Source organism: Mucilaginibacter pineti (assembly GCF_900101875.1).
Lineage (GTDB): Bacteria > Bacteroidota > Bacteroidia > Sphingobacteriales > Sphingobacteriaceae > Mucilaginibacter > Mucilaginibacter pineti.
In genome coordinates this window covers 451742-464844 of record NZ_FNAI01000003.1, presented here as the reverse complement: position 1 = coordinate 464844, position 13103 = coordinate 451742, and the positions used below count along the sequence as shown (strand labels likewise).

Below are 13103 nucleotides of genomic sequence, written 5' to 3'. Positions count from 1 at the left end.
CCTATTGGTATAGTCAGTTTATTAATAGGAGTGTGGAAAATATTCATTTTCAACAGTTCCATCATCATACAGCTTTAATATTGCATAACCCGGCGGGGTTTCCAGGTAATAACCCGGTCCGGCGGATTCTGCATCACCTTTACCCCACCAAAAACCACTCATGGCGCCATTGCAGCAATATAAAACATCGTTGTAAGAGGTGTGGTCGGATAAATGGTTATGACCGCTTAAACAAACCCGTACTTTATCGTGGTGTTTGTAAAACAGGTCTTTTAGCTTTTTACAATCGGAGTGACCGCCACCTACCAGCACCTGTGTAGTACCAAGAATAGGATAATGCGACATAAGCAATGTTGGTGCAGATGCAGGTATTTTTTCGAGCTCGGCCTGCAGCCAGGTAAACTGCTCCTGATCTAATGAGATGTTGCTGTTATTACCATCAAGTACTATAAAATGCCAGTTCTTTTTGGTGAAGCTGTAATACCGATGCGGAATTTTCAACCGTTTAACCACATAATCCTTACCATACATTTCATCCGTTTCAGATGGCGCTTTCCACCACGGATCATGATTGCCAATGCAACTATGCACCTCATATTTATCAAGCAATGCAGTACAGTTATCCCAAATACTCCATTGCTGAATAACCTGGTCATGCGTTACGTTATCATAAGACGCATCATTAATAGAATCTCCCCCGTTCAGGAAAAAATCGGGTTTGTGCTTGCTTATGATGTGTTTTAAACAGTTTTTAAACCTTTCGGGCGCGTTATCCCCTTCCCTGATATGCACATCGGTAATATGCGCTACAGTTAGCGTTAATTTTTTAGCTTTTTTGTCTTCCACGTTATTCACGGAAGCCAGGGCCGGCAGGCCACCGGTTACTATTATACCGGTGGCTAAACCTGCTGCCTTTAATAAAGACCTTCTTTTTATCATTTCTTTTTCCATTATCAAACAGAGTTAATATGGCCCGTTACCAGCCGAATATTTGTTTAAGATTTGGGTTTAATAATACCTGCTGTTGCGGTATTGGGCGGTAGTAATATTTAGGCTCCTGGAAATCACGCACTGCCGATTCGGTTACCATGTTACTACCGGTAGTAACATTTTTTAAATACACGGTGGCATCAGAGCCTATTGTACCTGTGCGGTAATAATTTAATTTTACGCCTAATGAGTTCTTCTCCTTTTTGTCTTCGGCGGGGATGGTTAAAGATTGGTCTATCAAAATAACATCTTCTACCCCATCGCCTGTTAAGTCATATTTTCCCAAACCAGCAAAATACATACCTTCCGGACTTTTAGCTAATAACTTACCAGCTTTCCACCTCATCAGGTCATCATACCTGGTATTCTCAAATGCAAACTCAATCCTGCGCTCTCTCCTGATCTCTACTATCACCCCAATGTTTGATGTGATATTGCCAAATTGCTGTTGCAGCAATACATCCGGGGCCGCATTTGCCTGTGCCATGTTAAGATCAGGCATACCGGCTCTTCTTCTGATGAGGTTTACAGATGCATCAAGTTGCTGCTGTGTTAATGTACCCAGCTCGGCTAACGCTTCAGCATAGCTCAATAACACTTCCGCGTAGCGGTATACCGGAAAATCAACTCCGTTTAAAGTAGCAGCATCGGTGCTGTTCACATACCCTTTTAATTGGTGGTAACCGGTAAAGTTTTTATTTAAGCTTTGTATGTAAGGCTTTGTATCCGGCAATTTAATCCATCCGGGGTAAGCCATTGTTTGGGCCAGCCTCGGGTCGCGGTTTTCAAACTCCTTTACAAAACCAAGTTTATCATAGTTTGGCTGATCTGTAAAACGACTACCATCTTTCATCAGGTAAGATTGGATCAGATCTTTAGCCGGTGCCTGTTCGTAATCGCCAAAAACAACACTGTTAACATTTTGGCTTCTGCTTTTTGCATAATCAAAAATATTAGCCAAAATAACCTCTTTGTTAGTAGTTAAATCCTGACTGTTAAACAAAGTTGCATAATCCTGATCGGGCTTCCCGGTGTTATAGATCGAAAAATTTCCTGATGCCATAACATCACCGGCTACCTTAGCAGCCTTTTCAAGGAAAGTATTTGCAGTACCTGCTAAGTTTAGTTCTGCATGATATTTACGGTAAGTACCTTCATAAAGTGCAGTGCGGGTATAAAATGCAGCTACCGCCCATTTGCCGGGTGTGCCTGTGGATACACTTTCACGCACATGCTGATAAGCATAATCAAGATCAGCCATTACACTATCCATAACCAACGCACGCGGGTCACGTGGTTTGAGCAAGTCTTTATCACCCGGATTTAAAGTGTGGGAATACCAGGGTACGTCTGAAAAACGCTTAACCTTATCCAGGTAAAACATCGCCCTGTAATATTTAGCCAAACCTACGTAATGGCTTTTTATATCGTCTGTTACTTTTGCCTTATTATAATTTTCTAAAAAATAATTGATATCACGTAACCGGCTCCAATCCCAGCCACTGGTAATATTTTGTGAATTGGCACTGCCTGCCATCACATTTTTCACTTCCACGTTAGCAGTTGTTGCAACGTTATCGCTGCTTTGATCATTAAGATATGTGTTTCTGTCGGGCATTGAAAGCAAGCCATTAACGTATAGTGCAAGGTCATTTTCTGTATTAAAGAAAAGATTTGGTGAGATGCTTGTTTGCGGGAAACGATCCAGACTATCCTTTTTACATGCTGCAAATGCAAGTGATATAAACAGGATATATATTGTGTATTTCTTCATGACTAATTTTTTAATGATTGTTAAATCGTTTAATAATTAAAAATCTAAGTTTAGACCGAATGCATATTTACGCTGAAATGGATAAGCCATTGCGCTTGCACCTTGGTTTACAGCTTCCGGATCTATATATTTCTTTATGGCCGAAAATTCATAAAGATTGTCGCCGGTTGCAAAAATGCGCAGGCGGCTAACTTTTAAGCTCCTGGTTAATCTTAGCGGGAATGTATAACCCAGCGACACGTTTTTGATTCGTAAATAAGCGCCGTTTAAAAGATATTTTGATTGTGGGATATCCAAACCTGAGCCATAATTAGCATCGGCCAGCCATGACTGCAATACCGGGTAGTAAGAATTGGTGTTGGCATCGGCCAAACCTGCTGCAATGTATGATTTGGAATGCTGCGCCCTTAGGTCAGGAGCATCGGCCGTGGCACGGTAGTAATTAAGATTCCATGGATATATATTTGCGTAAGGCTGTTGAAATGGTCCCCAGAATAAATAATTGTGCGGGTAAAAATCTCTTTTTAATACCCCTTGCAGGAATATGGAAAGATCGATCCCGTTCCAGTTCATATTAATATTTGTACCGATACTATAATGATCTGCACTATTACCAATAATCTTCAAGTCTTTAGGATCTTTTGAACTTAAACCTGTTTCTATTTTATTATTGCCATCCTGATCTTTGTATTTAGGCCATCCCGGTACTATGCTTAAAGCCCCCCACGGTATAATGGCCGATTCATCAAGCTTATCAATCTCGGCCTGGTTCTGGAATAAACCGTCGTTTTGCAGGCCCCATATCTCACCAAGTTTTTGTCCTACACGATAGTTAGAAAAAAGGTTCTGGACGTTATTAAATTTGGTGATCTCGGCATCAGAATTAGAAAGGAACACCTTTGCGGAAAAATTAAATGGTTTTGAAGCCAGGGTAAAGTTATCCTGGTAGGTAACAGATATTTCCCAGCCTTTAGTTCTCAGATCTGCTGCATTTTGTAAAGGCGGTGTAGTACCAAGTACCCCCGGCAAATCAACTCCTGGTGCAAGCATCCCCCTTGTATTACGGATATAATAATCACCGCCAAACAAGATCTTATCGTTAAAAAGACCAATATCAGCACCTATGTTTGAGGTAGATACACGCTCCCATGTATAAGTATTTGGATCAACAACCAAACCAGGGGCACCAGTAATCGTAGGACTTTGATTATTGCCGCCTATTAAATAGGGCGAAGTACCTGGTTGTAAGGATTGTATATATCCAAAATCTTTAACATTCTGGTTACCGAGATTCCCATACGAAGCGCGTAATTTAAATGTAGATACAACCGGAGCAAGGGGCTTAAAAAACTCCTCGTTGCTTGCTATCCATACTGCAGATACTGATGGAAAAAATCCCCAGCGCCTTTCTGTAGGAAAGCGCGAAGAGCCATCGTACCGGCCTGTACCCTCTAAAATATAACGGCCTTTATAGGTATAATTTAAGCGGCTAAATGCACTTGTGGTAGCATAAGCCGAGTAGCTTGCACCTACTGAGCCGGTACCTGTAGTAAGGCCCAGGTAAGGCAGTGATGAAGATATAAGCCCATCCTTTGATGCGCTTATGGTTGAGTAGTTATAATTTTCGGAGTTATAGCCAACCATAGCGCTAAAAAAATGATCGCCTAAAGTTTTTTTATAAGTAGTGTATAAGTTAAAGGCATTATCATAAAGGTAGCCGTTGGTTTCGCTTACAGAACCCGTACCGCCTTCCTGCCTTACATCATTTGGCCCGTAACCAATATTATACGGGCTGGAGTCTGAGTGGTATTTCCACAACTCTCTTTTAAATGAAGCATCTCCATTTATCTGTAAATCACCGTTTAAGAATGTTGCTGTTGCGCTCGTAATATTTTGGAAACCAAACATAGTTTGAAGGTTATTTCCGCCATCAACCAGCTGAGCTGCCAACCTGCCTGCGCCCGTGTTCGCCCACGTTCCATCCGGATTTTTAGCTACATCTGTTGGCTGCAAGTAATAAATATTTGTGATATCAGTGAGTGGACGGGCACGCTTTGTTTCATAAATATTAAGATTGTTATCTATTTTAAGCCATTTCAAAGGTGAAAATCCCACTCTTGATCTTAAACCATAACGATCCCAGTAATCATCGGCAAGTTTATTCAACCCGTTTTCCTTTGTATAATCGGCCGATAGATAGTATGTTAAAGGTGTATTATTTACCAAAGCACCGCCAGAAAGCGTCAGCGTTTGATTTTGCGATAAAGCGGAATTATTGAAGAAATATTTATACCAGTTATTACTTCCCATATAATCCCATTTAGTAGCGTCAGAAGGATTTATCCGCGTGTCTGGCAACGACGGGTTATCTGATCTTTCCCTGGCCCATTTATAATATTCATCGCTATAATTCACATAATCCCATGGGGTGTTGTTGGTAGATGTTTCAAGCACCCTTGAATAGATGTACGGATCGGTTATCGGCTGTGGTAATATGGTTGGTTTACCCCATGAAGTTAACGCATTGTAGCTAATCGTCTGGTGCCCAACAGCACCTTGCTTGGTTGTGATGAGGATAACACCAAATGCCGCCCTTGCACCGTAAATAGCCGATGACGCGGCATCGCGCAATACGCTAAACGACGAAATATCTGTTGGTACCAACCGCAGCATATCATCGTTGGTTCCAGGGATACCATCAATTACAATTAACGGTGAACCACCGCTTATAGATGTATACCCCCTGATGTTGATAGTTGGCGTTGTACCTGGCGCTCCACCCGGATAGGTGATATTTAAACCAGGACTGGCCCCCTGCAAACCTTGCAGTACATTTGATATCGGGCGCGATTCAAGCTGCTTGCCCGAGATCTGGTCAATTGCGCCTGTTATGTTAATTTTTTTCTTGGAACCAAAACCAACCACGACAACCTCATTAAGGTTACCATAGTCTGGCTTTAGGCTTACGTTTAATTGCGTTTGCCCGTTAATGTTAATTTCTTCCTGTTTGAATCCCACGAAAGAAAAAACAAGTACTGCATTTGGATTTACATTGGCAAGAGAGTAATTACCTTGTAAATTTGTAGCAGTCCGCTGGTTTGTACCCTTTACGCTAATGTTAACCGATGGAAGGGATCCTTTGCTTTCCGCATCCAAAACTACACCGCTTACGGTAATGTTTTGGGCGAAGCTCCTTGCTGCGAACAGCATAAAGCAAATCAATAGTAATTTTTTTTTCATAATTGAATTAAGATTTTAGCATGTTAATTTTTCGTTTAAAGCCCTATCTGAAGTGCGGCTAAGGTCTGATTTTTATATTATCAACAGGTTAGGCTTACATTAATAAATTAATTGAACATACAATCAATTTATTTAATTTCCAAATCAGATTACTTTTGATTAGTTTGGCTGTTTCAGATATTATTAACATGGGTAGAAAAAGTCTTAAAGAGGAAAGACAATTAGAAATTATAAAGACATTTTACAAGGTTGCTAAAAAGGAGGGTTATGAAAATACCTCTATTGCCAAAATAGCAAAGGTGATGGATATTAACCCAAGTTTGGTTAGTCATTACTTTGCAACCAAAGAGGACCTTACCTATGCACTGATAGATCATATACTTGAAAGATACCTCTTGATTTATACCATAAAGAATAAGGAAGAGGTTACACTTGCAGACCTGCAAAAAACAATTGAAATGCTTTTTTCAAAAAAATGGAACCTGCTATTTGATGACGGGCTTTTTTACACCTTTTATGCATTAGCATTCAGGGAAAAAAAAATCAAATTAAAATACAAGACTATATTGGATTCCCTTCGCCACGCGCTTTCATCAATGATTGAGCAATGCAATGAAAAACAATTAATAAACGTTCTGGCTCCCAAGACCGCGGCCGATTTAATTTTTGTACTGGTAGATGGCGCGTATTTTTACCTATCATTAGAAAATGATAAAGAAGCATATACAGCAAGGCTTGAATATTATAAGCACAAAGCCTATGAAATTTTAGGGATGGAGCAATCAATTTTTTCTGACAGTACCCTGAGTTAATAACCGGCGACTTAAAGCATAAACTCCAATAAACATCCATAGCAAATTGGCTACGGCATTTGGCATATCATTATTATCAACAGCAGTAGCCACTAAACACAAGCCACCCAAAATATTCAATACCTGAAAACCGCGAGATTCGGCTTTAAGCACTTTCATGCTCAATAACAAATAGCCAACCGTGCATAAAATCACGCCCAGCCAGCCAACACACGTTAATATAATTTGCCTCATAGTGTTTGAGTTAAATTCTTTTTGCTGCAGCAAGATTAACGAAAAATGGAGATAACCCGGAAGATTAATAATAAACCTTAACAATTTGCTAATGTCGGTAATCTACTTTTGAAAAAACAAAAAGCAGCATATATGCGCCTCATAAACACCGTATTTTTTGTATTGATAAGCATGGCGGCAATTGCACAGCCCAAACCCAAGGTGGTAATTGTTATTGCAGACGGTATCCCGGCAGATGTTATGGAACGGCTGCATCCTCCTGCCATGCAGCAGATCATTAAAGAAGGCGCCTATACCAGGGCTTATGTTGGCGGAAACATAGGCACCTATACCCAAACCCCTACCATATCTGCACCGGGGTACAATGATATGTTAACCGGTACCTGGGCCTATAAACATAACGTGTGGGACAATGATAACCAGCACCCCAACTATAATTATCCAACTATTTTCAGGTTGTTTAAAACAGCAAGGCCAACCGGTACAACCGCTATATTTTCTACCTGGATTGAAAACCGGAAAACCCTGCTGGGAGCAGGCCTGCCTGAAACGAAAAAGTTAACCATTGACTACGTTTATGATGGATTCGAAAAAGACTCGACCCGGTTCCCGCATGATACGGCCAGCCTATACCTGCATCAAATAGATGAGCATGTTGTACATGCTGCCGATTCGGTTATCAGGATTAAAGCACCTGATCTGTCATGGATCTACCTCGAATACACTGATGATGTAGGCCATAGTAAAGGTACCGGGAAGGAGTTTGACAAAGCCATTGGCCTGCTGGATGAACAAATGAAAAAAATTGCCGCCGCTATTCATTTCCGGGAGGCAAATTATCATGAAAAATGGCTGCTGGTGATTACTACTGATCATGGTCGTGATTCATTAACAGGTGCCGAGCATGGGGACCAAAACACGCGCGAGCGAACCACATGGATGATCTTGAACCACCCTGTTACCAATGGATATTTCAAAATTTCGCAACCGGCCATTGTTGATATATTACCTTCAGTTGCCAATTACTTAAATATCTCCCTCCCTGTTTCGGTAAAAAGGGAGCTGGATGGCGTACCTTTCACTGGCCCTGTATCCTTAAGCAACGCAAGGTTGAACGCAACCGCCCAGGCATTTACCCTGAAATGGAAAACATTTGCACCGGCAGAAAAACTGAAAATTTATATTACCTATACCAACCATGCAAAGGAAGGCAAAAAAGACATCTATAAACTAATTGGTACGCCATCTGCCAGTGCAGAAAAATTCCATTACCATTCCGCAGATTTATTACACCACCCATTTTATAAAATTGTAATAGAGGGCAAAAACAACACTTTAAATGTTTGGCATGTTGTAAAGGCTGCTACAGCTGTAAAATAAAACCGGATTGGAAAATGAATGAGTTTAAAAAGATTGGTGTTAAAAATTAATATTAAATAATTGGATCACACTTTAAAACAGGTGATTTTAAACAACTTTCTATCAATGCTGCCCAAGGTTAAATGCAACGGAAAATCTTAGGGTATTGGCCAATGGTGTTTTTTGCTGACTGGCAGCCAGGTATGAGAAATTAAAATCCATAAAATTATATTTATATCCTACGCCAAACGTGGCATATTGACGGTTGCCCTTATCAGGATTTTCATAAAAGTAACCTGTACGCAGAAAAAACCGGTGATTAAAACCATATTCCAAACCGGCACTGTAATTAATTTCACGGAACTCTTCACTAAAACCACCGGGGGCATCAGTAAACGAACCAAAAATTGAGGCCGGTACCGAAACATCTGTACGCTTTCCTTTTACTATCCGCCCAACGCTATCCGTTTGAGGAGGTGTGGGTACCAATAATTTATTCAGATCCACAGCCAGTGTCAGTTCATTTTCATTATCCAGCACCCAGGTATTGGCAATACCTAATTTGAGATTAGCAGGTAGAAACATTTGACTACCCGATGTATTATCGTAACTAATTTTTGAACCTATGTTTGAGATATTTGTACCGAACGAAAAACGAGATTCCTTACCAAAGGAGCTGAAAGTGTTACGATAAAACAGCGAAACATCGGCACCTACAGACGAACCCGACTGGAGCTTATAATTAGCGTCAGAATTAAAAATATGGGAAGAGATGTACCGCAATGTAAAACCTAATGAAAAGTTATCACCAAAACTTCGGGCCACCGAAGCGTCAAAGGCGTATTCATAAGGGCTATAAACGCCTTGTGAAGTGTTATCCGCATCGGCAAGATCTACTTTTCCTAAATTAAAATAACGCATAGATAGGCCTATTGCTGTACGCTCATCTGTTTTAGCCTGAAAATTAAGGTAACTGATACTGGCATCATTAGCCAAATTCCGAAGCCAGGGACAATAAGATGCCGAGAAGGAAGAATTGCTTTTCATATAAACCATTTTCGACGGATTCCAGAAAGTAGCATTGGCATCATCTTCCAAAGCCACACCGGCATCGCCCATGCCAGATGATCTTGCATCCGGAGATACCAGTAAAAAAGGAACACCGGTGGGTATAACATTCCCTTTTCTACCGTCTGAACTAACCTGCCCGAAAACGCTGGGAACAACACACAATAATAGCATTACCGCCAACAGCCAACCGGCCGGCACAGTATATTTATGTTTCATAAATTAATATTTTTATTTGTTTTTTGAATCAAAACCGATGTGCTGCAATAAATTATTGTTTCAAAAATTTCAACTTCAGCGTTTTATCGCCGCCCGTAATTTTCACATAATAAAGGCCGACGGCCAGGTTACTGCCTGATACCTGCAATACCGAATTGCCGAGGGCAACCGGTCTGTTCAACTGCATTACCCTTTGCCCGGCCGTAGTATATATTTCTACAGACAAATTGGCGGCTTTAAACTGGTTATCAATATGGAGTGCCAATTGGTCAATTACCGGATTAGGGTATATTACCGCTTTAAGCATATTTGTGGATGCCTTTTTAACAGTATCAACAACCGCTATTCCATCGCAGGTAACCGTTCCTGAAAACGCCATCTGATCATCAGAAAATAAACTATACGCGTTATTGATATCCACGTTAGACGGATCGGTTACTCCTTTACCATCGCAAAAACCAAACCTGCCATTGGTGTAATTAGGAAACTGGTAATAAACCCCTGTTGAGCAGGACCCTACTTCCGAATCGCCGCCCAGAATAATGTCGCCGCTGTATTCTCCGCCAAACTCAAGCGTATTGGTTTTAAAGATAGCCGAGCCCTTGCCTACCGAACCGTTCAAAATGGCATTATCCTTAACAATCACATTTTCGGAATACGTTCCCTGGGTTACATTGCTGTTGCCAATTATCTGGGCGTTACCGCTAACTATAGCATCCTGCACGTAGGCTGTGCCGCCTATCACCGCATTACCGGTGATGCGGGAATTACCCAACACAACCGCCTTTGCCCCTACACGTACACTTGCATCTACAGTTGATGAATTAGAAACCCATCCCCCGCCGTTGCTGTGCGGATGCCCGTTAACTTTTAAATCGCTGCGAAAGCCAGGCTGATAGCTCTCTGGCAGTGCATTGGCTATATTAAGTTCATACGGATGGCGGTACGTTTTTGGCCAGCCGGGTTCTACCAGGTACAGGGTATTTTGTTCGGGAGCGCCAGATACCACCAGGTATAAGTTGGCTTCTGTATCATTCATTGTAAAGCTGATCTCTTTTTCGGCATCGCCGTAGGTTGGCCCGTACCTTGAAACTGTACCATCGGCTTTTGTGGTTACAAAGCCGTATCGCCAGCCATTAACCTGGTTTACATCGGTATGGCCTTTAAACTTTATAAAAACTTTTTTTTCTGCACAGGTTGGATACAGCGGGATGATATTAAAACCATAATCCTGCGGGACAGAGGCATCGGGTACTACAAACCGCCCACCCGTGGCCGATGGTTTTCCGATGGAATCGAGGATAACATACTGGCGCCAAAGGTTATTGGGCTGCTGTGCCTTAAAAAAATCTCGCTGGGCCCGCTTTACCTTATCTATACCATATAACGGATAATCATAAGCCACCTGCCGTTTGGAATAATCAAACATAAAATCGTTGAGTTGCGCCTGTGTCCATCCTTTTAACCGTTTATAGGTCATGAGCGGGGTTTCATTTACGGCCGATTTTTTCCACAAATCGGTCACCATGTTTAAACTATCTACCTGTTCAATGTAAAAACACAGGTCAAAGGCATCATAGTGGTGCCTTGTACTCCCCCATTGAAAGTTGCCCGTTCCCATCCACCGGGGCAGATCATAACCGGCCGCGCTGGGATATAGGTGGTTTCGCATAAAATTGGCATGGGTTTCAAAGAAGAATGATCCATAATCGTTAGAAAAGCCGGCCCCGTTTACATTGTTATATTCCAGGTGCATCATAAATTGAAGGCAATGGGCATATTCATGCGATATTGCGCCACCGTCCAGCGTTGCGCTGCGGTCAACAAACATGGCGGGCACCGTATCATCATATTGGGATGCCACGGCAAAATCAATCGGCCCACCGTCATCCCAGGTATTGGTCATCACAATTATGGTTTTGTATTTGCCAAAAAGTGTAGTGGTATCGTTTGATATTAAATGATATTCTTTAATGTATTTCTTAAAAATGTATTCGAGGGTATCGGTCACAAACTTGGGGTCGAAAGTGAGGCTTGTTGTACCCGGGTTATTTTTAGGGTCGAGGCCAGCTTTGGGGCCCCACACTAAAAAAAAGTTTTCTGTTTCGTATGATCTTTGATAAGACCACTTGCTTAAAGCAGGGTCTGTAGACCATAATTTGGGTATGTAAACCTTTTTTTGCGCCGAACAAACTAAGGTTGTAAGGCACAAAACAATTACAGTAAAAGTAAACTTCATATATTTTAATATGATTAAAGTTGAGGTATAAAAACAGTAGGCTCAGCTGCTATTAAATTGCACAGACGAATGCTGCAATTGTGGTGCTATTTAAAACTGCGTGTTAAAAAGGCTGTTTCCTGGTTTAAGAGAAACAGCCCGTGAAAGAGGTGACCTTAGCCAACGTTTATGGGGTCCGAGCCACGTCAGTTACTATTGTAGTTATTACAAAAGTGCCCTTGGTAAGATAAAAACCGACTGTAAACGTAGTATTTACAGGGCCACCGGTATCATTTGCACTGCCTTTTATACTGTAATAATAAGGGCCGCCATTGAAACCAGGATATGCTTTAGGTATTGCAAAAACAGGAAATATAGGCACCCCTCCCGGATATCTGTATTCAAGCGAAGTATCTGTTTTAGTAACCGGATAATATGGGTCGAAATCTGCAAATGTGGGGCGGCCGGGGCGGCCTACGATCTCGCCCTTTGCAGGGTTCCAGGTTTTACCGTTTTTATCTTTCCATACATAAATTATCTTATCGGCACCACTTGGATCATATTTCACCTTCATATCCAATAACGCAGCCGAAAAGCCTACGAAGTTGGTGTAGGTAGCATCGGAATGGTTATAGGCTTTGTAGCTTATGGTGTCGGGTATGCTGCCAACAACATTTATCTGGCAGGCATTATTTAATGTACGGGTGCCCCTTACGTTTGAAACCTGCAAATCGATATTATATGAACCAATAGGTACAAATTTTGAAGCCTGTGTAAACTGAAGGCGCCCGCCGATGGAATTTACGCTAAATGGCGCAAGGGTACTGTCCTTAAGTTTTTTTGATAGTTGGGTAAGGGTGCTATCGTCTGAAGTAATGGTTCCGTTGTATATCCTGATGGTATCTGGCTTTAACAGGTAAACCGAAGCATCCTTGCCTGTTGCCATATCCCTAACTGCCAACAATTTAACATTAACCGGGGTTGTTGAACCATCAATAACCAAACCGGCAGAAACCGCGGTGTTGCCTTGTGCCACGGTAAACGGGTTAACGTTGTAATAAATATTGTCGCTTATGAAACCGGTTTTAATTTTATTGCAACCAAATATCGCCGCTGTTGCCAGTATAGCCAACGCGATAGAATAAAGAGTATTTTTACGCATGTTGATTTAATTTAAATAAGTTAAATA

General features: G+C 41.5%; 9 protein-coding genes. 2 read left to right on the top strand and 7 right to left on the bottom strand.

All coding sequences use genetic code 11. The features are described 5' to 3' along the window. Positions 1-21 precede the first annotated feature (21 nt). The 3 genes from BLS59_RS10165 to BLS59_RS10155 are packed head-to-tail and all read right to left on the bottom strand — an operon-like array spanning position 22 to position 6004. Entirely contained in the window at positions 22-951 is a 930-nt protein-coding gene (locus BLS59_RS10165; RefSeq protein WP_240315208.1) for a metallophosphoesterase family protein, read from the bottom strand. A 25-nt stretch (positions 952-976) separates the two neighbouring features. Continuing rightward, positions 977-2764: a RagB/SusD family nutrient uptake outer membrane protein gene (locus BLS59_RS10160; RefSeq protein WP_091148602.1), complete on the bottom strand. Its 1788-nt coding sequence runs from the start codon at positions 2762-2764 to the stop codon at positions 977-979. A 36-nt stretch (positions 2765-2800) separates the two neighbouring features. Next, positions 2801-6004, bottom strand: coding sequence for a SusC/RagA family TonB-linked outer membrane protein (locus BLS59_RS10155; protein WP_091148599.1), 3204 nt, complete (start codon positions 6002-6004; stop codon positions 2801-2803). Positions 6005-6192: 188 nt separating this feature from the next. Here BLS59_RS10155 and BLS59_RS10150 point away from each other — a divergent pair, with 188 nt between their 5' ends. Continuing rightward, positions 6193-6816 (top strand): TetR family transcriptional regulator, encoded by a 624-nt coding sequence (locus BLS59_RS10150; protein ID WP_091148596.1) that lies wholly within the window; start codon positions 6193-6195, stop codon positions 6814-6816. Here the strand turns inward: BLS59_RS10150 and BLS59_RS10145 are convergent. After that, on the bottom strand, positions 6787-7050 hold the full coding sequence (locus tag BLS59_RS10145; protein WP_143014093.1) for a CBU_0592 family membrane protein: 264 nt from the start codon (positions 7048-7050) through the stop codon (positions 6787-6789). The genes BLS59_RS10150 and BLS59_RS10145 overlap by 30 nt on opposite strands. Positions 7051-7182: 132 nt before the next feature. Here BLS59_RS10145 and BLS59_RS10140 point away from each other — a divergent pair, with 132 nt between their 5' ends. After that, a complete protein-coding gene (locus BLS59_RS10140) occupies positions 7183-8430 on the top strand; it encodes an alkaline phosphatase family protein (RefSeq protein ID WP_091148803.1) in 1248 nt (415 codons plus the stop codon). 102 nt (positions 8431-8532) lie between these two features. Here BLS59_RS10140 and porV read toward each other — a convergent pair whose 3' ends face one another. From porV to BLS59_RS10125, 3 genes are all read right to left on the bottom strand, one after another. After that, positions 8533-9696: a type IX secretion system outer membrane channel protein PorV gene (gene porV / locus BLS59_RS10135; protein WP_091148590.1), complete on the bottom strand. Its 1164-nt coding sequence runs from the start codon at positions 9694-9696 to the stop codon at positions 8533-8535. A gap of 52 nt (positions 9697-9748) precedes the next feature. After that, positions 9749-11935, bottom strand: a complete 2187-nt coding sequence (locus tag BLS59_RS10130) for a DUF6055 domain-containing protein (protein WP_091148588.1) — start codon at positions 11933-11935, stop codon at positions 9749-9751. 166 nt (positions 11936-12101) lie between these two features. Then, positions 12102-13076: a hypothetical protein gene (locus BLS59_RS10125; RefSeq protein WP_091148585.1), complete on the bottom strand. Its 975-nt coding sequence runs from the start codon at positions 13074-13076 to the stop codon at positions 12102-12104. Between the last annotated feature and the right edge of the window lie 27 nt (positions 13077-13103).

Bases quoted from the DNA above. Each gene is read 5' to 3' on its own strand.
- porV (WP_091148590.1), bottom strand. From the start codon at position 9,696: ATGAAACATAAATATACTGTGCCGGCCGGTTGGCTGTTGGCGGTAATG.
- BLS59_RS10130 (WP_091148588.1), bottom strand. From the start codon at position 11,935: ATGAAGTTTACTTTTACTGTAATTGTTTTGTGCCTTACAACCTTAGTT.
- BLS59_RS10125 (WP_091148585.1), bottom strand. From the start codon at position 13,076: ATGCGTAAAAATACTCTTTATTCTATCGCGTTGGCTATACTGGCAACA.
- BLS59_RS10160 (WP_091148602.1), bottom strand. From the start codon at position 2,764: ATGAAGAAATACACAATATATATCCTGTTTATATCACTTGCATTTGCA.
- BLS59_RS10165 (WP_240315208.1), bottom strand. From the start codon at position 951: ATGGAAAAAGAAATGATAAAAAGAAGGTCTTTATTAAAGGCAGCAGGT.
- BLS59_RS10150 (WP_091148596.1), top strand. From the start codon at position 6,193: ATGGGTAGAAAAAGTCTTAAAGAGGAAAGACAATTAGAAATTATAAAG.
- BLS59_RS10155 (WP_091148599.1), bottom strand. From the start codon at position 6,004: ATGAAAAAAAAATTACTATTGATTTGCTTTATGCTGTTCGCAGCAAGG.
- BLS59_RS10145 (WP_143014093.1), bottom strand. From the start codon at position 7,050: ATGAGGCAAATTATATTAACGTGTGTTGGCTGGCTGGGCGTGATTTTA.
- BLS59_RS10140 (WP_091148803.1), top strand. From the start codon at position 7,183: ATGCGCCTCATAAACACCGTATTTTTTGTATTGATAAGCATGGCGGCA.